Source organism: Streptomyces sp. NPDC007264 (genome assembly GCF_042869095.1).
Lineage (GTDB): Bacteria > Actinomycetota > Actinomycetes > Streptomycetales > Streptomycetaceae > Streptomyces.
Genome location: NZ_JBIAFD010000031.1, coordinates 12908 through 33803, shown reverse-complemented (window position 1 = coordinate 33803; position 20896 = coordinate 12908). Strand labels below are relative to the sequence as shown.

At 70.4% G+C, this 20896-nt stretch carries 27 protein-coding genes and 1 tRNA gene; 12 read left to right on the top strand and 16 right to left on the bottom strand.

Annotated elements, in window-relative coordinates; translation table 11 throughout:
• Positions 1 to 243: 243 nt before the first annotated feature.
• Together ACFYMU_RS32745 and ACFYMU_RS32740 are read left to right on the top strand one after the other, a co-directional pair.
• The gene (locus ACFYMU_RS32745; RefSeq protein WP_388381255.1) at positions 244 to 921 is read left to right on the top strand and encodes a terminase large subunit domain-containing protein; all 678 of its coding nucleotides are present in this window, start codon (positions 244 to 246) and stop codon (positions 919 to 921) included.
• A complete protein-coding gene (locus ACFYMU_RS32740; RefSeq protein WP_388381253.1) occupies positions 918 to 1787 on the top strand; it encodes a hypothetical protein in 870 nt (289 codons plus the stop codon). The genes ACFYMU_RS32745 and ACFYMU_RS32740 overlap by 4 nt, the downstream gene beginning before the upstream one ends.
• A gap of 305 nt (positions 1788 to 2092) precedes the next feature.
• On the opposite strand, the gene ACFYMU_RS32735 is transcribed toward ACFYMU_RS32740, so the two are convergent.
• The 5 genes from ACFYMU_RS32735 to ACFYMU_RS32715 all read right to left on the bottom strand — a co-directional run bounded on the left by ACFYMU_RS32735 (position 2093) and on the right by ACFYMU_RS32715 (position 6400).
• On the bottom strand, positions 2093 to 3217 hold the full coding sequence (locus ACFYMU_RS32735) for a hypothetical protein (protein ID WP_388381251.1): 1125 nt from the start codon (positions 3215 to 3217) through the stop codon (positions 2093 to 2095).
• A gap of 87 nt (positions 3218 to 3304) precedes the next feature.
• Complete coding sequence (locus tag ACFYMU_RS32730; protein WP_388381249.1) at positions 3305 to 4411, bottom strand: methyltransferase domain-containing protein; 1107 nt, start codon at positions 4409 to 4411, stop codon at positions 3305 to 3307.
• Entirely contained in the window at positions 4408 to 5385 is a 978-nt protein-coding gene (tgmB, locus tag ACFYMU_RS32725; protein ID WP_388381247.1) for an ATP-grasp ribosomal peptide maturase, read from the bottom strand. The genes ACFYMU_RS32730 and tgmB overlap by 4 nt, the downstream gene beginning before the upstream one ends.
• The gene (gene tgmA, locus ACFYMU_RS32720; protein ID WP_388381245.1) at positions 5382 to 5609 is read right to left on the bottom strand and encodes a putative ATP-grasp-modified RiPP; all 228 of its coding nucleotides are present in this window, start codon (positions 5607 to 5609) and stop codon (positions 5382 to 5384) included. Before tgmA ends, tgmB begins: the two co-directional genes overlap by 4 nt.
• Before the next feature lie 377 nt (positions 5610 to 5986).
• On the bottom strand, positions 5987 to 6400 hold the full coding sequence (locus ACFYMU_RS32715; protein WP_388381243.1) for an ATP-binding protein: 414 nt from the start codon (positions 6398 to 6400) through the stop codon (positions 5987 to 5989).
• A 161-nt stretch (positions 6401 to 6561) separates the two neighbouring features.
• Here ACFYMU_RS32715 and ACFYMU_RS32710 point away from each other — a divergent pair, with 161 nt between their 5' ends.
• Together ACFYMU_RS32710 and ACFYMU_RS32705 are read left to right on the top strand one after the other, a co-directional pair.
• Entirely contained in the window at positions 6562 to 7875 is a 1314-nt protein-coding gene (locus tag ACFYMU_RS32710; RefSeq protein ID WP_388381242.1) for a Tat pathway signal protein, read from the top strand.
• Positions 7872 to 8429, top strand: a complete 558-nt coding sequence (locus ACFYMU_RS32705) for a GNAT family N-acetyltransferase (RefSeq protein WP_388381241.1) — start codon at positions 7872 to 7874, stop codon at positions 8427 to 8429. The genes ACFYMU_RS32710 and ACFYMU_RS32705 overlap by 4 nt, the downstream gene beginning before the upstream one ends.
• A gap of 99 nt (positions 8430 to 8528) precedes the next feature.
• Here the strand turns inward: ACFYMU_RS32705 and ACFYMU_RS32700 are convergent, their stop codons facing one another.
• From ACFYMU_RS32700 to ACFYMU_RS32660, 9 genes are all read right to left on the bottom strand, one after another.
• A complete protein-coding gene (locus tag ACFYMU_RS32700) occupies positions 8529 to 8753 on the bottom strand; it encodes a hypothetical protein (RefSeq protein ID WP_388381239.1) in 225 nt (74 codons plus the stop codon).
• Between the two features lie 144 nt (positions 8754 to 8897).
• On the bottom strand, positions 8898 to 11012 hold the full coding sequence (locus tag ACFYMU_RS32695; RefSeq protein WP_388381238.1) for a cell division protein FtsK: 2115 nt from the start codon (positions 11010 to 11012) through the stop codon (positions 8898 to 8900).
• Positions 11013 to 11096: 84 nt separating this feature from the next.
• Complete coding sequence (locus ACFYMU_RS32690) at positions 11097 to 11240, bottom strand: hypothetical protein (protein WP_388381236.1); 144 nt, start codon at positions 11238 to 11240, stop codon at positions 11097 to 11099.
• Entirely contained in the window at positions 11237 to 11413 is a 177-nt protein-coding gene (locus tag ACFYMU_RS32685) for a hypothetical protein (RefSeq protein ID WP_388381235.1), read from the bottom strand. Before ACFYMU_RS32685 ends, ACFYMU_RS32690 begins: the two co-directional genes overlap by 4 nt.
• Positions 11413 to 12486 (bottom strand): protein transporter Sec31, encoded by a 1074-nt coding sequence (locus ACFYMU_RS32680; RefSeq protein ID WP_388381233.1) that lies wholly within the window; start codon positions 12484 to 12486, stop codon positions 11413 to 11415. Before ACFYMU_RS32680 ends, ACFYMU_RS32685 begins: the two co-directional genes overlap by 1 nt.
• A complete protein-coding gene (locus ACFYMU_RS32675) occupies positions 12483 to 12809 on the bottom strand; it encodes a hypothetical protein (RefSeq protein WP_388381231.1) in 327 nt (108 codons plus the stop codon). The genes ACFYMU_RS32680 and ACFYMU_RS32675 overlap by 4 nt, the downstream gene beginning before the upstream one ends.
• A 105-nt stretch (positions 12810 to 12914) precedes the next feature.
• On the bottom strand, positions 12915 to 13106 hold the full coding sequence (locus tag ACFYMU_RS32670) for a hypothetical protein (RefSeq protein ID WP_388381230.1): 192 nt from the start codon (positions 13104 to 13106) through the stop codon (positions 12915 to 12917).
• Positions 13103 to 13264, bottom strand: a complete 162-nt coding sequence (locus tag ACFYMU_RS32665; RefSeq protein ID WP_388381228.1) for a hypothetical protein — start codon at positions 13262 to 13264, stop codon at positions 13103 to 13105. The genes ACFYMU_RS32670 and ACFYMU_RS32665 overlap by 4 nt, the downstream gene beginning before the upstream one ends.
• A complete protein-coding gene (locus ACFYMU_RS32660) occupies positions 13261 to 13740 on the bottom strand; it encodes a hypothetical protein (RefSeq protein ID WP_388381226.1) in 480 nt (159 codons plus the stop codon). The genes ACFYMU_RS32665 and ACFYMU_RS32660 overlap by 4 nt, the downstream gene beginning before the upstream one ends.
• Before the next feature lie 192 nt (positions 13741 to 13932).
• Here ACFYMU_RS32660 and ACFYMU_RS32655 point away from each other — a divergent pair, with 192 nt between their 5' ends.
• Both ACFYMU_RS32655 and ACFYMU_RS32650 read left to right on the top strand, forming a co-directional pair.
• Entirely contained in the window at positions 13933 to 14190 is a 258-nt protein-coding gene (locus ACFYMU_RS32655; RefSeq protein ID WP_388381225.1) for a hypothetical protein, read from the top strand.
• Positions 14191 to 14632: 442 nt separating this feature from the next.
• Positions 14633 to 14705: transfer RNA gene (locus tag ACFYMU_RS32650), tRNA-Arg, on the top strand.
• A gap of 110 nt (positions 14706 to 14815) precedes the next feature.
• On the opposite strand, the gene ACFYMU_RS32645 is transcribed toward ACFYMU_RS32650, so the two are convergent.
• Together ACFYMU_RS32645 and ACFYMU_RS32640 are read right to left on the bottom strand one after the other, a co-directional pair.
• Positions 14816 to 15985 carry a tyrosine-type recombinase/integrase gene (locus tag ACFYMU_RS32645; protein WP_388381223.1) on the bottom strand — a complete coding sequence of 390 codons (1170 nt, stop codon included), beginning with the start codon at positions 15983 to 15985 and terminating at the stop codon, positions 14816 to 14818.
• The gene (locus ACFYMU_RS32640; protein WP_388381222.1) at positions 15985 to 16527 is read right to left on the bottom strand and encodes a multiprotein-bridging factor 1 family protein; all 543 of its coding nucleotides are present in this window, start codon (positions 16525 to 16527) and stop codon (positions 15985 to 15987) included. Before ACFYMU_RS32640 ends, ACFYMU_RS32645 begins: the two co-directional genes overlap by 1 nt.
• 175 nt (positions 16528 to 16702) lie before the next feature.
• Here ACFYMU_RS32640 and ACFYMU_RS32635 point away from each other — a divergent pair, with 175 nt between their 5' ends.
• From ACFYMU_RS32635 to ACFYMU_RS32610, 6 genes are all read left to right on the top strand, one after another.
• On the top strand, positions 16703 to 16909 hold the full coding sequence (locus ACFYMU_RS32635; RefSeq protein WP_388381220.1) for a helix-turn-helix domain-containing protein: 207 nt from the start codon (positions 16703 to 16705) through the stop codon (positions 16907 to 16909).
• A complete protein-coding gene (locus ACFYMU_RS32630; protein ID WP_388381219.1) occupies positions 16906 to 17145 on the top strand; it encodes a DNA-binding protein in 240 nt (79 codons plus the stop codon). Before ACFYMU_RS32635 ends, ACFYMU_RS32630 begins: the two co-directional genes overlap by 4 nt.
• A gap of 211 nt (positions 17146 to 17356) precedes the next feature.
• Positions 17357 to 18652: an HTH domain-containing protein gene (locus ACFYMU_RS32625; protein WP_388381217.1), complete on the top strand. Its 1296-nt coding sequence runs from the start codon at positions 17357 to 17359 to the stop codon at positions 18650 to 18652.
• Between the two features lie 226 nt (positions 18653 to 18878).
• Positions 18879 to 19598: a helix-turn-helix domain-containing protein gene (locus ACFYMU_RS32620; RefSeq protein ID WP_388381215.1), complete on the top strand. Its 720-nt coding sequence runs from the start codon at positions 18879 to 18881 to the stop codon at positions 19596 to 19598.
• Between the two features lie 226 nt (positions 19599 to 19824).
• Positions 19825 to 20310 carry a PASTA domain-containing protein gene (locus tag ACFYMU_RS32615; RefSeq protein WP_388381213.1) on the top strand — a complete coding sequence of 162 codons (486 nt, stop codon included), beginning with the start codon at positions 19825 to 19827 and terminating at the stop codon, positions 20308 to 20310.
• Positions 20311 to 20417: 107 nt separating this feature from the next.
• A complete protein-coding gene (locus ACFYMU_RS32610; RefSeq protein ID WP_388381211.1) occupies positions 20418 to 20873 on the top strand; it encodes a hypothetical protein in 456 nt (151 codons plus the stop codon).
• Positions 20874 to 20896: the final 23 nt, after the last annotated feature.

Here is a 20896-nt window from a genome sequence, read left to right as displayed (position 1 = left end):
GAGAGCTACGAGGCCGGACTGCACCTGTGTGGTGCGATGCTCTGGCTCCGAAGCATCGCACCACACTCTTGATCCGAACTCCAGACAGGACCTAGCCCCGTTGCGGACCGCGAGAGTCTGGCGGCCCTGGCCGTCCAGTCCTCGCCCGCCGGCCTGCTGTCGGTGGCGCTCGGGGCGGTCGGCTGCTGTCCGGACCCGTGGCAGCAAAAGGCGCTCGCCTCGACGTCCCGGCGGGTGGTCATCGTGGCCGCGCGTCAGGTGGGCAAGGGCAGCGTTGCGGCGGCCCGGGCGCTGCACCTGGCCGCTTTCACCCCGGAGGCCCTGGTGCTCATCGTGAGCGCCACGGAGCGCCAGGCCCGCATCGTTCTGCAGCGCATCCGCGGAATGCTCCCGTACGTCGGTGCGGCGGCGGCCGGGGCGGAGGACACGCAGACCGAGGTCCGGTTCCGCAACGGGTCCCGGATCATCGTCCTGCCCGCGTCCTCGACGTCGCTGCGCGGCTGGACGGCACACCTCCTCCTCGTCGACGAGGGTGCCTACGTGCCCCGGTCCTCGTGGGAGGCCGTGGTGCCGACGACGGCCGCGACCGGCGGGGCGATCGTCTGCCTGACTTCCGCCGGGTCCCCGGCCGGGTGGCTGTACGAGATCGTCAGCGACGAGGACACCTACCCGGAGTGGGAGCGGCACCTGATCACCGCGTGGGACGTCCCGCGCATCGACCGGGAGTTCCTGCGGGGCGAGCAGCGCCGGTTGCCCCGGGCTGTCTTCGAGCGCGAATACGAGTGCAAGTTCACCGGCGCCGAGGACGGCGTCTTTGACCCGGTCGCGGTCGCCGGGGCGTTCGCCGCCTCTCCCCGCGCGCATCACCTCGACCTCGACCTGACGGCCGTGCTGCTGGGCCAGGAGGAGACCGACCAATGAGCGTCATCGTCAACGAGCGGGAGGCCCGGCGGATGGGCCGCGACTTCCTCGCCGGGCGCTGCACCTGCCCCACCTGCGAGCGGTACGCCCGCACGTACTACCCGACCGCGTTCGCGGAGTGGTGCGAGGCCAACGACCAGCCGGTGCCCGAGGACGTCGCCGCCGTCCTGGCCGCCGAGGAACCGCCCCTCGACGCGGGCCCGGGCCTGGCCGTCCTCGGGGTCGACCTCGGCAAGCGCACCGACCACTCCGCCGTCGCGCTCCTGCTGCCGGGGGCGTCCGGCCTGTTCTTCCACTCCGTCACGCGGCTGCCGCTGGCCACCGGGGCGGAGGCCGGCGGGCACTACATGACGCAGGCCCGGCGCCTGTCGGCCGCCGTGGGCAAGGTGCTGGAGAAGGTGGGGAACGTCCTGGTCCTCGTCGACGCCACCGGCATCGGGGACGCCGTTGTCGAGATGGTCGCCGCGGCTCTCCCGCAGGACCCGCGCGTGCAGCTGGTCTCCGTCGTCATCACCGGGGGCCGCGAGGCCAAGCACCGCATGGGCCGGTGGACCGTGGCCAAGACCGCGCTTATCGACCCGATGGTGGCCGCGCTGGAGCAGGGGGAGGTGACGTTCGGCCCGTTCCGCGACGCTGCCGTGGTCCGCCGGGAGCTGCTGGCGTACCGGGTCAAGGCGTCCAGCGTGGAGGCCGGCCCCGAGCGGCTGGAGGCAGAGCGGCAGTCGGACCACGACGACTGCGTGATTGCCTGCGCCCTTGCCGTGTACGCCGCCCGCAACCACCGGCCGATGCGCGTGCGTGCTCCGATGCGGACCGTTCCCCGGGCAGGAGCGGCCGGGGCGTACCGGCGCAAGCTCACGCGGTGAGCTTCGCGACCTGGAGAACGCTCCGTCTCGGCGGAGCACAGAGGGCGCGCGGCGGCGCCGCGGCCCTCCGTCACTGCGGAGCAGGCCACCGATGACGAGGCGTGCCAGACGGAGGGCCGGGCGGCCGTACCCTACCGGGCGCAAGGGGCCCGATCGGGCGTCGCGTCAACGCCGTGATGACGACGCAGGCCAAGGGTCCAACCGCATAAGGGCTGCGATTTGCAGCCCTTGACCTGCTGTTTTCCTGGCCGTTGGCACCGTGCTGGCACATGCGGGGGCCCGGCGCAGCGCCATGCGCGGGGGCCTTACACGGCGGCGAGCTTCAGCAGGAAGTCCGCGTTCGCATTCACGTCGTGCCCGAGGACGACGGAGTGACGGGGCAACTTGGCCAGGTGCTCGGCGACCGCCGCGCGGGCGTCGGCGGTGCCGCCGCCGTCGACACCGAGCAGGCCGAACACGTCGGGGTAACGGTCCTCGGTCTGCCCGCTCATGAAGTCGCCTTCCCCCAGCGTGCGGCCGTCCTCCTCCTCGGCCGGGGTGGCGCCGGCCTCGATGCGAGGGAACAGCAGCACGGCCGCCTGCCCGCCGGTGGACAGGCCCACGTTGAACCAGGCCGGGAACTGGTCGGGCCAGATCTGCGCTTTCAGCTCCCGCTCGCCGTTCCACAGCGGTTCGCGCCGACCGTCCATGAGCGCGTCCGTCACGCGCTGGTCCTGAGTGGGGTGCAGGGACTCACCGGCCTCCAGGCGCTCGCGTGCCAGGTCGTACCAGCCGAGGGCGTCCAGGAGCCCGAGGCCGACGGCGGCGGCTGCGGGGCACGGCAGTACATTTACGCCCCCGCCCGCGTTGACGCGGACGAACACGCGGTCGTTCGCCAGCAGTTCCCAGCCGTGACGGGCGGCCAGGGCCAGGGCAGTGGTGGACTTGCCCGCGCCCTTGGACCCGAACGTGAGGATCACCCGGCCGCCGAGCGAGACGGCGGAGGCGTGGAGCACCGACCAGCCGGAACGCAGCAGCAGCCCGCGCATCATCTCCCGCGCCAGGCGAGCGGCAGCGGTCGCGACAGGTTCGGTGTCCCACCCGTAGAGCGTCAGGCGGCCGGTGGCGGGCTCGGACTGGTAGGCGAGCATCGGCCACTTGGAGACGGCCGTGATGACGCCCTCTGTCTCGTCACGGGCCACAAGCAGTTGGGTCCTGGCGTACGTGGTGCTCGCGTGAGGGGAACCGATCACCCCCAGGTGCAGGCGCTCGTACTGATGAAAGTCAACGTTGGCGGCGACCACCGGGGACGCGCAGACGCTCTCCGGCGACGCCTCCGCAGCGTTCCACCACGGCCCGAAGTAGCGGCGCGACCAGTCGGTGACGTCCGCGTTGTAGGAGGTGACGGCCAGGGACGCGTCAGCGACATCCAGACGGGTTGCGTAGGTCACGGAGTCCTCACTATCGAATCCAGAAGGGACGAGGCTCCGCGCAACGCCCGGTAGGTCACACGGAGCCTCGCATGGGGAGGTACGGGCTCAGGCCGTTGCGGCGGCGACAGGCACCGGGCGACCCGGCGTGTCCAGCCAGATGCGCTGTCCCTCGGCGGTCACGGTCACGCCGAAGCGTTCGCGGCCGGGGCGGTCGTGCTCGACATAGAGTTCGTGCGCGGCCTCCACCGAATCCCACAGCAGCCGCGGCCCGGCCTGCCGTGCCTTGCCGTCCTCCGCGCGTGCCCAGGCACCGTCAGCGCCCCACAGCTCCACGGCCGTCACGCTGCCGTTCTCGGCGCGCTCGAAAGCGAACGCGGTGTCGGGGGCGACGAGGGACAGCACGAAGCGGAACGCCTCGTCCTCGGCGACGGCGGCCAGGTCCAGGCCGGTGAGTCGGCCGCTCGTCGCCTCCGGCCTGCCGGGATGGGCCGGGGTGCCGGTGGTGCCAGCGTCGCGCACGGTCATGAAGTAGGAGGGGGCGGGAAGGAACCGGCCCTCGGCGCGGCCGTCGTCGGCCACGACCAGGCGCACCGTGCCCCAGCCGAGCGGGCACACGATCAGGCCAGCGGGCCGTACCTGCTCCAGCCACGCCGCCGGGATCGTGCTGAAACCGCAGGTGGCAATGAGCCGGTCGTACGGGGCCCGGCCCGGGTATCCCTCGCGGCCGTCCCCGGCATGGACGAGCGGGGTGTAGCCGCTGCGCCGCAGCCGTGAATCAGCCAGCCGCGCCAGCACCGGGTCAACCTCGACGGTCACGACCTGGTGACTGCCCAGCCGCTCCGACAGCAGCGCCGCGTTGTAGCCGGTGCCGGTCGCGATCTCCAGCACCCGGTGACCGTCGGCGACGTCGAGCGCCTGGAGCATGGCGAGCATCAGGCCCGGGGCCGTTGACGACGAGGTGGCCACGCCGTCGGTGAGCTGCGTCGCCAGCGCGTCATCCGTGTACACCAGGTCAAGCCAGTCCGGATCAGCGGACGTCACCCGTCGCGGCCCCTCGCCCGCCAGGGTCCAGAACTCCGGCACGAAGGGGTGGCGCGGAACGGTCTCGAACACCTTCCGCCATGTCGGATCGGTGAGTTGGCCGCTGGCCTCCAGGCCGTCAGCGAGCCCCGCGCGCAGCTGCTCGGCGCGCTCCTCGGTGTGCATGGTCATGGTCGTCCCTTGGCGAGTAGGTCGGCGATGTGCGCGGCGATGGGCAGGCCCGTGCGGTTCTGGATCCAGGACCACTCTCCGGACGGGTTGCACTCGAACATCACCCAGTCGCCGGCCGGGGTGACGGCGAAGTCGAACGCGCCGAAGTTGAGCCGGAAGTGCTCCAGCCAGCCCAGCACGCCCGCCCGTACGTCGTCCGGCACTTTGCCCACGTCGTAGCTGAGTGCGTCGTAGTCGCTGCGCCAGTCCACCCGGGCCGCGTCGCTGCCCGCGTGGATCTCAGCGGCCAACATCTCCGTCCCCACGACGGTCAGCCGCACCTCGTGGCTCTTGGTGATCCACTCCTGGAACAGGTGCGCCGTCAGGGACACAGAGTCGTCGATGGCGTCGGCGTCCACCAGGTGAGTCGGGACCCCGGTGCGGCGGCCGTCCGGGTACTCCAGCGGGCCGCCCATGAGCGGCTTGCAGATCACCCGGCCGCCCACCTGGTGGCAGAACTTTCGGGCCGCCTCCGGGTCCGTGGTGATCAGCGAGCGGGGCGTACGGAGCCCGTGGGCCGCCGCCACCGGGAGCTGTCCCGGCTTGTGGGAGGCCATGCCGTCCACCTCGGGCCGATTGACCCAGGTCACCGGCAGCGCGTACAGCGTGCCGAGCAGGCCAGCGAGGGCCTGTTCGTTCGCCCACGTGCGGTGAGGCTCCTCCATCTGCTCGGAGACGGCGGGAAGGCGGGGCCGCCTGTAGTAGACGGCCCTCACCTCCTCCAGCCGCACGGAGCGGTACTCGTCAGCCAGGACCCCCGCCCAGGGTGCTGCAGCGTGCTCGACGGACAGGGAGATGGTCCGGGGGAATTCCCCCATGTCGAACCGCATCACCGGCACGTGCCGGGTCGTCAGCTCGTCGACCACCAGGTCCGCCGCGGGGTCCAGCTCCTTGGTGACGACCAGCACCGGGCCGCCGGACAGGTGCTGTGTCACCGCATCAGGTACGGGTCGGCCGTGTCGTCGTTCTTGCTGTCCCAGTTCGTGTTCGTGCAGCTCCCGGCGAGCGACGTGGACCGGCTCCACAGGGCGCCGGTGCCGTCGGTCATGACGTTGACCTGTCGGGCCGGGTCGTAGGTGAACGAGCCTGCATCCAGGGTCACGGTGTACGGGGTGCGCTCGGCGCGGGCACCGAACGGGACGAGTGCTGCCGTGGGCATACATGCCTCCTGTCGTTGCTGTTGCTCGGACTGAACTCCTCCCCGCCCACGCCCGAGGGCGTCGGCGAGGTTCTTGCGGACCCGCTCCGCCCCGGTTGGGGAGCCTGCTGTGTGGGAGCGGAGCGGGGTTGTTCACCGCCCGGTGCTGGGCGCTCGGTCTCCGGCACCAGGCGGCGGCTCAACGGGCGCCGCCAGTGGCGTGCGTTCGGCGCAGGGCGGGCAGATCCACAGCCGGAACAATCGGCCGCGGTGGCGCGCATCGCCCCACACACGGCCGGCCAACCCCAACCGGCGGGCGCAGCGCGCGCAGTCGATGGCCATCTGTTGGCGCGGGCTGAGCTGGTCGACGCGCGGCAGCTCGGCCACGGCGGGCACGCTCACTGTTCGCCGTCCGCGCGCAGCTCGGCCCACAAGCGTTTCCCGCCGTGCACCAGCTCACTGCCCCAGTCGTGGGCGAGGGCGTCGACGAGGAGGAGGCCGCGGCCGTGCTCGGCTTCCGGGGACGGCGTGCCCAAGGTGGGTCTGACACGGGAGGTGTCCGTCACGACGATCCGCGCGGACTCCTCGCCGGTGCGGGTGATCGACGCGCTCACCGTGTGCGCGTCCGTGTGCTCAACCGCGTTCGCCACCAGCTCTGTGACGACCTGCTTGGCGACGTCCACCAGCTGGGGGAGCCCCCAAGTCTCCAGGGCCAGTGCTATGTCCCGTCGAGCCTGCGGGGCGGCTTCTAGCTTCGCCGGATAGCGCTCTTGATAGCGCTGTGGTCCTACTGGTGCAGCGGTCATCGTCATCGTCGCGTCCCTCGGGGGTGCTCGCGTGCCGTAGCCACCAACTAACCGGCCCCGAGGGGTCCGTGTGCATGACGAAGCTCGCCGCCGTGCTCGCGCCGACCCTGACGAATTGACCAGCCCTTTACTCACGACGGTGTGCGCCCAACCCCTACCGTGATCCCATGGCGCGGAGCACGAACCAGGCCCTCGCGGACTGGATGGACCATCATGAGGTCAAGGTCGCCGAACTGGCGGAGCTGGTCAACGACGCCATGGAACAGCTCACGGGGCGACGCGGGAACGTCTCCGAACGCACCGTGTTCCGCTGGTTATCGGGGGAGAACCGTTGGCCCCAGGACCGTCAGCGCCTGGCCCTGGAGAACGTCACCGGGCGGACAGCCACCCGCCTCGGCTTCGTCCCCCGAGGGCGCAGGCCGGCGCCCGGCACAGCACCACAGGAGGACCCCGTGCGCCGCCGCGCCTTCATAACGGCCACCACCGGCACCGCCCTGGCGGTTACCGCGCCCAACGCTGCTGCCACTCCTCCCAGAACGGCCGCACGCCCCACCGTGGGCCTGGCCGACGTGCAGCGCCTCCGCGACCGGCTCGCCGAGCTGTACGAGGAGGACGACAAGAACGGCGGCGGCCAGGACCTGGAGGAAAAGGCGAACCTGGAGGTGCGGCGCACCCTGGGCCTCCAGCAGAACGGCAGCGCCACCGGCCGTGTCCGCAGCCGCCTGTACGCCCTCGGCGCCGCCTTCACCGCCACCGCCATGTGGGCCGCCGTCGACTCCGGCCGCCTCAACGACGCGCAGCGCTACATGGAACAGGCCGTCACCCTCGCCGGCCTTTCCGGCGACGGCCAGGTGCAGCACCAGACATGGCGGTACGCCGCGATGCTCGCCGACCAGCGCGGCCGTCACGCCGACGCCATCGCCGCCGCCGAGGCCGCCATGATGACCGCAGTCCACCGTCGGGATCCTCTGTACGCCTCCCTCAGTCACGCCCGCCTGGCCCTGGCCACTGCGAGCGCGGGCGACCACAACAGGTCCCTGCGCGCCCTGGAGAGAGCCGCATCCGCATACGGCCGCGCCGACCTCGCCCAACTCCGCCCGGCCTCCATGGGCTTCTACACGCTCGGCGAGTTACACGGCCTGACGGGCATTACCCACTACCGGCTGGGCCGCGCCGACGAGGCCGAGTTCCACGCCCACCAGTGCCTGGCCGCGCTCAACCCCGACCAACACCGCAACCGGGCGTACTACACCGCACAGGCCGCCCTGGCGCAGCTCAGCCAGGGCGACTTGGAACAGGCGACCGTCACCGCCTCCACCGTGATGCCGCCGCCCGGCACCGTGCCCACCGGCCGCGTCCCCCGCCTCCTCGGCACCTTCACCTCCGCCCTGAACATGAAGGCGCCCGGCGCCGCGATCACCCAGGAATGGAACGAACGCGCCCGGGACCTGACCCGACCATCCCAAGGAGCCGCCCAGTGACCGCGCCCGCCGACACGATCAAGCTCATCCGCTACGGCCTGGACCGATTCGCCGAGATCCGGCCGACCCTGGTGGCCCTCTACGCCGAGGTCTACGCCGACCAACTCTCAGACCCGTTCTTCTCCGTCGAGCGGTTCGAACAGCGCTTGGAGGGCTACGCCTCCCGGCCCGGGTGGGAAGCCGTCGTGGCGTACGACGGAGGCGAGGCCGCCGGATACGCATTCGCCTCCACGCTCCCCGCAGGATCCGCCTGGTGGGCCGGGATGCTGGAGCCGCTGCCGGAGGGGTACGCGGACGAGGACGGCAAGCGCACACTGGCTCTGTTCGAGCTGATGGTGCGCCAGCCCTGGCGCGGCACCGGCCTGGCCCACCGCATCCATGAGGAGCTGTTGGCCAGCCGCCCGGAGGAGCGCGTCACGCTCCTGGTGGAGCCGACCCACCCCAAGGTCAAGGCTCTGTACGAGAGCTGGGGATACAGCAACGTCGGCGACCAGCAGCCGTTCCCGGACGCTCCGATCTACGCCACGATGGTGCGCCCCCTCAACGACTCCTGAGCAGTCGCCAGCGCGGTTAAGCCCCCAGGGGTGGGGCGGACAGCAGACGGCCCCCGAGCGGCGAGCACACGCCTTCTCGGGGGCCGTTGTCGTGCGGGCTCAGCGGGTGCCGTCGTCGTAGGTCCGCCGCCATGCGTTGTGGAGGCGCCGGCCGACCCGCAGCCGGTACTTCTTCCCGCGGCAGCGCGGGCACGTCCGGGCCTTGCCGAAGCGCTCGGTCTCGCCGGTGCCGGCGCACTTCCGGCACCGGGCGAACGGCCGGGCCGCGCACATCACGACGTAGCCGAGCAGGCCGACGAGGACGGCGGCCATAGCGGTCAGCACGGGATCTCATCTCCTCGTTTCCGGGCGGTTTCCCGCCCCCGGGGCCGGGCCCTGCTAGACGCTAGATGCCTGGTCAGGGGCCGGTTTTGCTGCTAGCGGGGGTGCTAGACCTAGCAGGGGCGGGCGCTAGGTCTAGCGGCCGTTCTAGGGGCGGGCGGCGGCCCTGTCGGTGTCCCGGCGGGTGATGGCGGCGACCACATCGGCGCGCGTGATGCCGCGCCGGTTGCGGCCCTCGCCGTCGTCGTCCGTGCCCCACACCTGTCCCGTCTCGACGCCCCACGGCTTGAGTGCGCTGGTGACCTGGGCGCCGCCCCATTCGCCGTAGACGTCGGGCCAGCGCTCGCCGAGGCGGGCCGCGATCCGCTCGCACCACACCCGCTCCTCGGCGGCCGGGATGACTGCGAGGACATCGCCGAGGACGTCCATGCCGGTGCGCGCCTCGGGGCCCTCGCCGATGGCGTGGCCGGTGATGTTGCCGTACTCCTCGCGCAGCTGGCGGGCGCGTGCGACGACCAGCTCGGCCCGGGGAGCGTCGACGAACGCGGAGGCGACGATGCGCGGGTCGTCGCCCTCGCCGCTCATCCAGCAGATACCGAGGTCGGAGCGGCTGAACATGGTGGCGCGGATGCCGGCCTTGTACGCGCCGGTGCCCAACACCATGTCGTTCGCCTGGTGGTTCATCACCTTCAGGCAGAACCGGAGCACCGCGTTCGCGCTGATGCCCGGGGGCAGGGACTTCGCGTCGGGCCGCTGGGTGGCGAACATGCCGATGATGCCCAGGGCCGGGCCGCGCTTGGTGATGTCCGTGCAGATGGCTTCGATCTCGGCCCCGTACGTCTCGTGCTCGAACAACACCTGGCACTCGTCGGCGCCGACCACGATGGGGTGCAGCCCGTACCGCCTGTCACTGGCCAGCGCGGGCGTGACCTTCGACTCGGGGCAGATGGACCGTGGCAGGGACTTGATCACTTTCGCCCGGCGGCGCAGCTCCTCCTTCAGCTCCCGCAGGGCGTGAAGGATGTACTCGACGTCCTCGTCCTCCTCCCCGGCCCGGTACCGGTGGCACACGGGCTCCAGGGCGCCGAGGTCGCCGGTGCCCTTCAGGTCGAACGCGTACAGCGCGGTGCGCGGGTCCAGGGCAGCGATGAGCAGCAGCAACCGGAGCAAGAACGTCTTGCCCATCCGGGGGATGGAGCCGATGACCACGGAGGCGAACATCAAGGTCACGGTGATGTTCCGCATCCGCTCGTCGTTGCCGAACACGACCGGCTTGAACAGGTCCACCGTCCCGTCGTGCAGCAGCGGCCACGCCGGTTTCTTCGTCTCGTTCATCGGCCGGTCGCCGACGTAGAGGATCAGGCGGCCCTGGTGCTCGTTGGGGTCGCCGGACGGCCACACGCAGCCCAGCTTGCGGCGCAGGCCGGAGGCGAGGGCCTCGCGCCGCTCCATGACGTCCTCCGGGACGACGCCGTACGGCAGGTCCAGGTACGCCTCATAGCCAGGCCCGGAGCGGGCGATCTCGGCGGTGAAGCGCAGGCCGTCCATGTCGCCGCCCTTCTTGATGGCGGCGGAGATCTTCGCGTTGCCGATGGAGTCCAGGCCGCGCAGGACGATCGTGCTGGTGAGCTTCTGTACCTCGGTCTTCAGCACGGCCGGGCCGATGACCGGGGCATCCTGCTGCTGGCCGAGCCAGCCGAGGGTGAGCACGCCGCCGCACGCGAACGCGTACAGGAACGCGGGCGCCATGACGTACAGCCACAGCGCGAAGCCGACGCCGAACACCGCGGCGACGAGGACGACCAGGCCGCGGAGCCGGACGCGGCCAGCGCGCAGCCGGGCCAGGCGCATGTACTCCTCGACGTCCTCGTGCCGTACGGCCCAGTCCCGCAGCGGGGCGGCCTCGCGGTCCCACATCCACCGGTTCGTGGTGGTGACGAACCGGCAGGCTCCGCGTGGCGCCATGGCGGTGAGCTGGATCCCGTACCAGGGCGCCCGGAGCCCGTGGTAGAGCGACGCGTAGAGCACCCGCCCGGAGGCCCGCTCGACGGTGGCCAGGAGGTCACGGCGGTTGGTCAGCCACGGCGCGATGATCGGCCGCCGCCGGTAGTCGACGACGCCCGGCGCGGGCAGGTCGGGGTTGTCCACAGGGCGCGGCGGCTCCTGTGCATCCTCGACGGCCGGGACCTCAGCGCCGTCCTTGACGAGCGGCACCGGGATCTCCCCAGCGTCGATTAGGGGGCGGTGAGCGATGTCGGTCATGCTGGGGGCTTCCTGTCTCTTGCTGGAGTCGGGAGCCCGGGGACGGCCCGTGCTTGGCGGCTGGAGGCCGTCCCCGGGGCGTGGTTACTGGTGAGGCTCGTCGGGCGCGGACGCCTGAAGCCGGGCGTCCTCCAGGGCCGCGGTGACGTCGAAGTCCTCGCCGGCCTCGATGCGGGCGTAGACGGCCTCGCCGCCCATGAACATGCGGTCCTCGAACGTCTCCTTCACGACGTCCACCCTCGGGTGAGCTTGGGCATCCACCGGGGGGCGGTGAGGCCGAGGCCGAATGCGACGACGACCGGCTGTGAGAGGGCCGCTGTCCCGAGGCCCACGACGGCGGCGAGCAGCGGCGGGAACGCGATCAGCACGCCCAGTAGGGCGCCGAGGATGAGCCAGCGCATCACGCGTAGCCTCCGTTCCCCTGGTCCCGGCCCGTGACAGGTGGGGCCTTCTTCGCCTCGCGGGACAGCACGGTGCGTACGTAGTTCTCCGGCACGTTCAGGCCGTGCCTCCGCCGCACGAGGGCTGCCACGTCGGCCGCCGCCGCATCACGTCCGAGCCGTGATGCGGCCTCGACGATCGCCGCCGCTTTTGACGGGACCGGTACCCCGCTGACCTGCGGCGCATCATGATGCGCATCGTCCGCCTCTCCGGTCGCGGGCTCCCCGATCAGGGCCCGGACGGTGTCCTCGTCCACGGTGATTCCGGCGTGTGCGAGCTGGGCGGCGATCGCCGCCGCATCAGCGTCGGGCAGCGCGGCCTGAGCGGCGAGCACGGCGGCCCGGATGGTGCCCTCCGCGCGCTCGCCCGGACCCGGGCGGGGCACCTGGGACACCTCCACGGTCGGCTCTTCCTGGACGGCGAGGGCGGCGCGGTAGGCGGCGAGCTGGCCGCGCGTGCGGAGCACCTGCCGCTGGTGCGCGGCGAGGACCAGTTCCAAGCCGAGCTCCGCGCGCTCCTGCGCCAGGACGTCACGGACCGGTTCGGACAGCGGCACCTTGTGGTGGTTCATCACCTGGGTCCAGGCGCCCTTGGCGAGCAGTGCGACGAGGGCGCCGACGATGCCGACGGCCGGGTTCCCGGCCATCCATCCGTGCACACCGACGGCTGCCATGGCGATGGCGAGGAACATCCGGCCGGCCTTCTTCACGGACGCGGCGCGGTCGTCGTCGTAGCGGGCGACCCATTCGAGGCCGAGGCAGATGATCCATACCAGGTCGAATCCGCCGGACACGAGGTAGGCGACCCACGCGGGGACCGCGTGGGCGAGCAGCCCGCCCACGGACGCGGTGGTCCACACGACGCAGATGGCCAGGAGCACCGCAGCGGCGACGGTTGCGCCCGTGAGGATGACGTAGTCCCAGTCCCGGGGCGCGACGGGCACGGCTTCCTCGTAGGTCTGCGTGCCCATGCGGGTACGGCCGCCGAGGGTGACGGGCACCTGTCGAGTGCGGCGGACGGTACGGGTCTTCATCGGGGGTCCCCCTTCGCGCGGTTCTCGGCGTGGCTGAGCTGGTCCGGGCGGGTACGCGGAGCGTCCTCGCACCAGGCGAACGGGCGGGTGGTGTCGGCGGCCTGGAAGACGCGGATAGCGGCGCCGTCCGGGGCGTCGGGAAGGGCGTAGACGCGGCCTCCGTGCAGGGAGGCGAGGAGTCGGACGCCGTGGGCCTCGCAGCCCTCTGCGCCCGCGTTGGTAGCGTCGAGGATGGTCACGACGGCCGGACCGCTACAGGGCATGGGGTCGTCGGGGTGAGCGGCCGGACAGCGCGGCGCGGGCTCGGGAATCGGGTCGTGCATGGTGGTGCTACTCCTTGGTTCGGAGAGAGGCCGGAGAAGTGTGAGGGATCGGCCATGGGCCCCAGGGCGGGCGGCATCCGCCGGCCCCGGGACCTGGGCGGGCAGTCAGCGGCTGGCGGCGGCCTCGGCCGCGCGGGCGCGCAGCTCGGCGTCGTCCTGGCCGTCGCGACGGTTGGCCGCGCCGTTGGCGTAGTCCTCGCCGCACAGCCGGTGCAGCCGGGCCACGCGCGCGGCCCGGAGCTGGTCACGGACGGTGCGGGCGGCTGCGCCGTACAGCGGCTCGTCGACGGCGCTCACCGGGCACTCGCCCGGCGGAGGCTGCCGGTGACCCCGGCCGCCGTGACGGCGAGGCGCAGCGTGCGGCCCTGAGGGCGGCGGGCGATGATGCCCGCCGCGATCAGGCGGCGCGGAGCGTCCTCGGCCTGGCGGTCGACGGCCGGGGCGGTCGACGTCATGCCGCCACCGCCAGGGTCGCGGTGGTGTCGCCGGCCGGGACGGTCTCGGCGCGGCGGACCTTGAGCGAGGGGGCGCAGGGCTTCATGGGCACGGGCCCGAGGCCGTTCGCCTTGAAGATCTCCCGGATGGCGTCGAGGTCGGCGGTCTGCCGGGAAGAGGTGACGCGCTCGACGATCCACGCGCCGTAGAGGCCGGCGGGGAGCCGGTCCAGGACCTTGCGGGCCGCGCGCTTGCCCCGGTCGGCGCGGCGGGCCTGCTCGGCGGCACGGTCGTACTCCGCGGCGGCGGCCTCGATGACGCCGGTCTCCGGCATCTCCTCCGGGGCGTAGACGTCGGCCGGGTCCGGCGCGGCGGTCGGCTCCTGCGCCTGGACCAGCGCGGCCGGGGCGACGACCGAGCGGACCGCGTCGGCGAAGGTGCCGAGCAGGCTGCGCACGGTACGAGCGGCGCGAGGGGCCGTGAGAAGGTTCAGCACAGCGGTTCTCCTGTCGTGTCAGGTGTTCCGTCAGGCCCCGACCGGAAGGTGAGAGCTCCAGGTCGGGGCCGCTCCGTTTCCGGAGCCACAAACTGTGTATCTACACAGTACCGCGAAAACCGTGTAGATACACAAGCGACGGCGGAAGTGGCAGAATCCGTGTCGCTACACGGGCGAGGGAGAGGGCGACAGATGGCCGAGCAGCAGGGCACCGCACCGAAGCGGCACACCACCCCGCACCCGATCCGGGTGCCTGACCCGCTCTGGCGCGCATACGGGCGCGTGTGCGAGCAGCTCGGCACCGACCGGACGAATGACCTCCTGGACCACATGCGCGCGCAGGTGCGCGAGCACGGCACCGAGGAGGACCAGGCGGACCTGTTGGAGGCTGAGCGCGAGCTCGCCCAACGTCGTGCCCGCAGGGGTGGCCGGCCGCGGAAGAACCCCTAGGTCACCGGCCTCTGCGTGCACGTGAGTTGGTGGCACGGTGTTGGCACACGGATGGCACCAAGAGCGCGATACGCCATCGGACGCCGACCGGCCAGACCGGACGAGCATCCGCCCTGACCTGCGCAGACGGGTCGTCGTCGGGTGAAGCGGATCATGCTCGGACGAACCCCAGCACACTGCTAATGCGGTTTGGGTCTTAAAGCCCATCGAGGGTTCAAATCCCTCCGCCTCCGCGCATGATCATCGAAGCCCCGGTCCGTACGGCCGGGGCTTCGGCGTTCACGCCCGCCACGTCCCGGCGGCCTCACCCTCCGTACGACGTTTTCGCAGGTCACAAGGGGCGGGGCAAACGGATTTCACATGGCGGCGGCTGTCATGTAATGTTCTTCCTGTCGCCGCGAGCGGGCCGGAAGGGCCGGGAGCGGGGAGAAAAACAAGACAAGCACTCGTAGCTTAACGGATAGAGCATCTGACTACGGATCAGAAGGTTGCAGGTTCGAATCCTGCCGAGTGCACAAAGAAACACCAGGTCAAAGCCCTGATTCTCCCAAGTGGAGGTCAGGGCTTTTGCGTTGGCGTCTCACGGAATCTCACGTGTCACCGTCCGTAATTGATCAGTTACAGCTCAGCCGAGCAGTTCCATCAGCTTCTCGGAGCCCGCCATGAGCGACTGCGGGTCGGGGTGGACGTAGTTGCGCTTCGTGAAGGACAGGTCGCTGTGCCCGGCCCACGCCGAGACGACCGTGTCCGGCACGCCGTTGTTCGCCATCCACGACAGGCAGGCGTGGCGAGCGTCGTACAGCCGGGTCTTGCGAACCCCAGCGGAGGCCATGAGCTTGTACGCCTCGCGCCGCAGCTTGTCCGTCTTCCAGTCCTTGCCGAGATCGTCGACCACGACGCGGCCGGACGCCTCGTACGCCTCGCCCGCCTTGAGACGCTCGCGAAGCTGCCGAGTGTGGAAGGCCTTCAGCGCCTGCAGGACGACCAGGGGCAGCGGAAGCCAGCGGTCGCCCGCGACCGACTTGGTGTCCTTCTCTACGACCTTGCCGGCAACCAGGGTGCGGGTGATCTCGACACGGATGGTGCCCTGCTCCAGGTCGACGTCCATCCAGCGCAGGCCGACGACCTCGGCGGGGCGCAAGCCGATCAGGGACAGGAGCATCACTGCGTACAGCCGGGTGTTGGCGCAGTGCATGAGGAAGGTCTTGACCTCATCCTCATTCCAGGGCTTCCTCTCCTTCTTCTTCCTGAGGGCCTCCTTGCGGGCGGCGCGAGGGACCTTCACGTACTGGGCGACGTCCCTGGTGAGGATCTGGCGGCGGATGCCGAGTTCGAGCACGGCGCGCAGGCGCCCCAGAGTCAGGTCTGCGGTCCGGACGCTCAGGCCGGTGCCGGGCTTGCCTCCGATGCGCCGGGCCTCGGTGAGCATCCAGGTGATCAGGGCGTCGACGTCGTCCTCGGTCAGCTCCTGCACGGGCTTCTTGCCCAGGCGGGTGCGCACGTAGCGCATGGCGTCTTCGTAGGAGCGCTTGGTGGCGGCTTCGACGTCCTTGGTCGCCTCCACCAGCCAGGCGTCGACGAGCTCCTCGACGGTCATCTTCGAGGGGGCGACATACGTGCCCTGGGATCGCTGGTGCTTGATCCGGGCGTACTCGGCCTCCGCCTCCTTCTTGGTGTCCTTGGTGACGGTGAGCTGCTTGCGCTTGCCCGTCTGCGGGTCCTTGCCGACGTCGATGACGAAGCGGTAGCGGACCGTTCCGTCGCCGAGCGTGATCTTCTTGATGGGGTCTGCCATCAGCCTTCTTCCTGTTGTTCTCCGAACGGCGCCCAGCCTTGCCACCCTTGGGCCTCGCGGACGGCGCCAACCAGCTCGCCGACCGCCCGTTCGTAGGCATCCACGGCGTGCTGTGGCGCGTCCAGGAGGGCGCACAGGTGGCCGAACTGGTTCACCGGGGGCAGGGCTTCCTCCAACACCTCGCGTCCGTGCTCGCGGAGCCAGCCGATGGTGCGGAGCTTGACCTGCCCAGTGGGGATTGGAGTCGTCGCGGTTGCTGGTTCGGGCTCTTGGACACCGAGGTCGAGCCGGCTCGGCTCCTTGTCCGCGAGGACAGCCTCCATGCTGCCCACGCTCCACCCCAGAGCTTTTTCAATCTGTGTCAGGCTCTGCGGCCAGCGCAGGCCCTTGGGTACGCGGCCCGACTCGGCGTTGCGCACGGTACCGACGGAGACCCCAGCCCTGTCCGCGAGTTCCTCCTGCAGCAGCCCTTGCCGCTCGCGTTCCGCACGGATCGCTGCTCCGAGGCGCGCCCAGGCTTCAGGGTCCTTGGTCCAGGGCATGCGGTGGTCTCCCTTTGTCGGTGGCGTTGGCGGTGGTGTTGGCACCTCCTTATCAAATCTCGCCGTGCGCTCCGTGGCGGCCACCAGCTGAGCGCTAATGTAGCACTAACTTGACGGCAAAATCCGTCTCTTGATTTCTTTGCGTTGGCGCTCAGTTGGTGATTACGTTGATGATGTGAAGACGAACGGACTTGCGATCCGCCGCAAGCGGATCGAGGACGGCATGACTCTCCGGGACCTGTCCGCCAAGGTGGGCATGGGGATCGACGCCCTGAGCCTCATCGAGCGCGGCAAGCGCCAGCCCCGTCCCGCGACCCTCCAACGGATTGCCAACGGCCTCAACGTAGCTGTCGGAGCGTTGCTGCTGGAGGCAGGCGAGTGACCGCCCAGCCGACGCTTGCCGAGGTCCGCTCCTGGCCCGCGACCGTCTCGGTGCAGCGGGCTGCCCAGGCGCTCGGCTGCGGCAAGAGCAAGCTCTACGACCTCATCGCCCGGGGGGAGGCGCCCGTGCGAACGCTGTCCTTCGACAAGCGGGTGGTCGTCATCACGGCGTCGCTTGTGCAGGTCCTCGGAGGCGACGTGGCTACGACGGCTGCGAGCGAGCTGCTCAGCGCCTAACGCGTTCCCCGACGCCACGAGAAGCCACTGCCGCTGTTCCTGGCACTGGCCGACTACGAGACCGCCGTCGGCAGGCCAGGCACGACCCTCCGGCTCGGCCGACGACGGGGAGAACGAGGGCGACCATCACGCCCCTGAAACGCGAGAAGCCGCCCGTTCGCCCCGGGCGGCCGCTCGAAGGTCCGAGTCTCCAAGGGAGATCGAAACCACAATGACGCTGTCCACGATACCGGAGCGGCCTGTGCGTCCCAAGCGACCGCTGAAGGCTGAGTACCAGGACGCGCTGGTCACCGGCGAGCACGGCTACGCTTCCCGCAACGAGGCCGTCATGGCGGTGACCATGGCGATGGTCAACGCGGGTTGGGACGAGGCCGACTTCCGTTACGAGATGTCCGATCCCGAGCGGAATCGTCTCGCCCACTGGTTCTACTACCGATCCGGCGACCAGGCCCACCGTCGGCGCTCCCACTCCGACACTCTCTCCCGCCTGGACAAGACCTGGGCCAAGGCCGTGGCACGCGTCCGCGTTAACCCGGCCATCTCCGACCCGCAGGCTGCTCTACAGGAGGTTGGCGAGATCCGAGCGACCTTCAGGGCCCGGCCGCTGCAAGGGCGTACGGCCGTCGTCGACTCTCTGGTCTTGGAGTTCTACCACCAAGAGGCCACCCGGAGGCGACGTGTGCGGGTGTACCTGCCGGTTCGCACCATCGCTGAGAAGGTTGGTGTCTCCAGGGCCACCGCCGCACGTGCGGTCAAGCGGCTGGCCGAGGCCGGATGGCTGGTCGAGACCCAGCGCAGAGAGCTGGTCTCCCACGCCAACGAGTACCGGCTGACCGTACCCCCTGCTGCCCAGGCCGTGTTGCACAGTGAGACACAGGGGCGTAGCCCCTCTACCGGGCGTGAGGACTGTGTCTCCTCCCGCAACAGGCCCCTGCACCAAGCGATGCACACCAGCGGCGAGGACATCTTCCTGCTCCTGGGCAAGCACTGTGCGCTCCTGTACGCCTCGCTGAAGGACCAACGCATGACGGTCCGCCAACTCGCCGAGTCAACAGGCGTCCACCGCACCACCGCGTGGAGGCACTTGAAGAATCTTCGGGGCCTGGGCTTGGCCGCCGAGGCTGATGGCCTGTGGACCCGTACGGACAAGCGTCTGGGTGACGCGGCCAAGGAGGCCGGGGCTGTCGGCATGAAGGAGCAGCGCCGGTTCCGGCACGAGCTGGAGAAGGCCCACTGGCTGTCCATCGTTGAGCGGGTCCAGTTCAAGGCCGACGAGAAGCGCTTCGACCGCACTACGGCCGTCCGCAACGCCATCGAGCGAGGTGCCAGGAAGCCGGAGCCGGCGCACGCCGAGCTTGTTGACATCGCTACGGGCGAGATCTACACGGCTGCCCCCGAGGCTCAGGTGGCCACCCAGGAGGGGCAGGAGCCCGCCACCGTCGTCCCCCTGCCCCGGGCCCGCAGCGAAGCACGGAGCGCGCAGCTCAGGGCGGCGATGGCTGCCTGAAGACAGGCTTCTGACCGTGGCCACTGTCCCCCACACCTGACCTATGCACCTCACCCGACGGGAGCACGACATGGCTTCAAATCACAGGGAGCCCCTCAACAAGCGCTACACGGCTGCCCATGTCACGGCGGCCGTCGAGCCTCAGAGCCTGATCCACAGGCAGCGTGGCTCGTACCGCTTGTCTGTCCCGCTTCACGTTGCTCAACGCACCCCGTGGTGGGTCACCGTGCTGACCGACGCCGGGCGCCCCATGGTCGCCGTAATCGTCCTGATCATGTGCGCTCCAGGTGAGCACCACCTGGCTCGCCTCGCCGGATGGAACGAGACCCTCGCCTGGGGCATGCCGAGCGTCCTCGCCGCCTACGCGGGCATCGCCGCGGCCGTCGCGAGTAAGCGACCGAAGCGAGCACCCGGGAAGAAGTCCGCCGTCATCGGAGCCTGGCTCGCCCTGGTCGCCGCCATGACCGCCCAAGGCTTGTCCCACGCCATCGTCACCGGCCATCTGCCTACCCGGCCCCTCGTCCCGCTGTGGCTCGTGCTCGCCGTGTCGGCTGTCCCGCCCCTCGTCTTCGGGCACCTGCTGCACCTCGCGGCCACGCCGGTCGCCCAAGCCGTCGAGCATCACGAGAGAGTTGCCCTGTTCGTCGCACCGGCGGCACCGGCATGGCCTGGCTCGGCGCCCGCGGGTGCCTGCCTGCTCCCGCTCGTGCTTCCCGCTGCTGAGCAGCCCCTTGAGCAGCTCGGCGAGCAGGCCGACCAGGACTTGAGTAACCGTGAGCAGACGCGCTTCCTCACGACCCGCGAGGTTGCTCGGCGCTTCGGAATCAGTTCCTCGACGGTGAACACTTGGAAGGACCGAGGGCGCATCGCGTCCGTCGGCAAGGATGCCAACGGCGGCAACCTCTACGACCCCAGGATGCTCCCCGAGCTGCTCGCTGCAGGCTGAGACAGCCCTGCCGTCCCAGCTTGCCCTCGCCTAGTCCGTCGCGTGGGTCCTGTCGGCGCGAGGAGCGGTGAGTCGTCCTCCTCGCTCGATCGGCTGAGCTGAAGCCCTCGGTTCGCTCCCGCCTGCACCACGGGGCCTCGGGATTCACGATCCGGGGCGGACACCATGCGCACCGCCGCTACGGTGCGCAGCAGCAACATTTGTATCCCAAGGGGGGATTCATCCCATGAAGGTCACCAAGCTGAACCGGTACCTGTTCCCGGCCGCCGTGCTCGCCTCCACGGTGCTGCTCACCGCATGCGAACCGGGCACCGCCAGCAGCGGGTCCAGCCCGGCCGCGCAGCCGACGCAGACGGTCACCGCCACCCCGTCACCCACCTCGGCCGATGACGCCTTCAAGCAGCTGCAGAAGGACAACAAGAAGGGCCAGGACGACCTGCAGAAGCAGATCGACGAGGCTTCGAAGTCGGCGGCTGCCGCCGTCCCGACCGGCACCCTGCCCAACTTCGTCGGCATGGACCTGCAGGACGCCCAGAACGCCGCGCAGGCTGCCGGGTTCTACAACCTGCGCGACAAGGACGCCTCCGGCCAGGGCCGCTTCCAGATCCTCGACCACGACTGGAAGGTCTGCTCCCAGGAGCCTGCCCCCGGCAGTCACGGCCTGGAGATCACCGTGACCATGTACGCGGTCAAGAAGTACGAGTCCTGCTGATCAGCGTACGGCCGCCGGGCCCTGTCATCCCCGGCGGCCGTACGACTCGCCACTACGTCCCATAAGGGGGGCACATGAAGACTTGGGGCCGGATAGCACTGACTGGTGTGATCTTGGCGGCCACCGGAGGCGGCATCGCGGTCGGCGTCGTCCAGTACCAGCGTCACGAGAAGGCCTGCGCTCCGGCACGAGCCGACGCCCGTCAGCAGAAGGCTGCTCTCAACAAGCTGCTGGCCGCACCGCCCACCGACCTCCCGTTCGGGAGCACCACAGAGCAGTTCCAGGACGCCCTCGCCAATTTGCAGGCGCGCTTCGACCATCAGGATGAGGCCTACCGCACGTACTACACCACGATCACAAAGCACTCCTCGTGCTTCGATGACGACCTCGTTGCGGGCGCCAAGTTCGCACTGCGCGACACGGAGCACCGGGACTCCGACACTCAGGCGTACTGGTATTGCTGGGACGCAGGGGACCCGGCTCCGCACCACCTCGGTCACCTCGTGGCAGGCGACCACCTGTGCACCTGGGGCGAACTCCGTAGCGCAGGCGTGGCGTCGTAGGCGCCTGCACTCCACCCACCATA

Excerpts from the sequence above, each read along its gene's own strand:
- ACFYMU_RS32740 (WP_388381253.1), top strand. The coding sequence starts at position 918 with ATGAGCGTCATCGTCAACGAGCGGGAGGCCCGGCGGATGGGCCGCGAC.
- ACFYMU_RS32730 (WP_388381249.1), bottom strand. The coding sequence starts at position 4,411 with ATGACCATGCACACCGAGGAGCGCGCCGAGCAGCTGCGCGCGGGGCTC.
- tgmA (WP_388381245.1), bottom strand. The coding sequence starts at position 5,609 with ATGCCCACGGCAGCACTCGTCCCGTTCGGTGCCCGCGCCGAGCGCACC.
- ACFYMU_RS32715 (WP_388381243.1), bottom strand. The coding sequence starts at position 6,400 with ATGACGATGACCGCTGCACCAGTAGGACCACAGCGCTATCAAGAGCGC.
- ACFYMU_RS32710 (WP_388381242.1), top strand. The coding sequence starts at position 6,562 with ATGGCGCGGAGCACGAACCAGGCCCTCGCGGACTGGATGGACCATCAT.
- ACFYMU_RS32695 (WP_388381238.1), bottom strand. The coding sequence starts at position 11,012 with ATGACCGACATCGCTCACCGCCCCCTAATCGACGCTGGGGAGATCCCG.
- ACFYMU_RS32685 (WP_388381235.1), bottom strand. The coding sequence starts at position 11,413 with ATGCGCTGGCTCATCCTCGGCGCCCTACTGGGCGTGCTGATCGCGTTC.
- ACFYMU_RS32680 (WP_388381233.1), bottom strand. The coding sequence starts at position 12,486 with ATGAAGACCCGTACCGTCCGCCGCACTCGACAGGTGCCCGTCACCCTC.
- ACFYMU_RS32675 (WP_388381231.1), bottom strand. The coding sequence starts at position 12,809 with ATGCACGACCCGATTCCCGAGCCCGCGCCGCGCTGTCCGGCCGCTCAC.
- ACFYMU_RS32665 (WP_388381228.1), bottom strand. The coding sequence starts at position 13,264 with ATGACGTCGACCGCCCCGGCCGTCGACCGCCAGGCCGAGGACGCTCCG.
- ACFYMU_RS32655 (WP_388381225.1), top strand. The coding sequence starts at position 13,933 with ATGGCCGAGCAGCAGGGCACCGCACCGAAGCGGCACACCACCCCGCAC.
- ACFYMU_RS32645 (WP_388381223.1), bottom strand. The coding sequence starts at position 15,985 with ATGGCAGACCCCATCAAGAAGATCACGCTCGGCGACGGAACGGTCCGC.
- ACFYMU_RS32640 (WP_388381222.1), bottom strand. The coding sequence starts at position 16,527 with ATGCCCTGGACCAAGGACCCTGAAGCCTGGGCGCGCCTCGGAGCAGCG.
- ACFYMU_RS32625 (WP_388381217.1), top strand. The coding sequence starts at position 17,357 with ATGACGCTGTCCACGATACCGGAGCGGCCTGTGCGTCCCAAGCGACCG.
- ACFYMU_RS32615 (WP_388381213.1), top strand. The coding sequence starts at position 19,825 with ATGAAGGTCACCAAGCTGAACCGGTACCTGTTCCCGGCCGCCGTGCTC.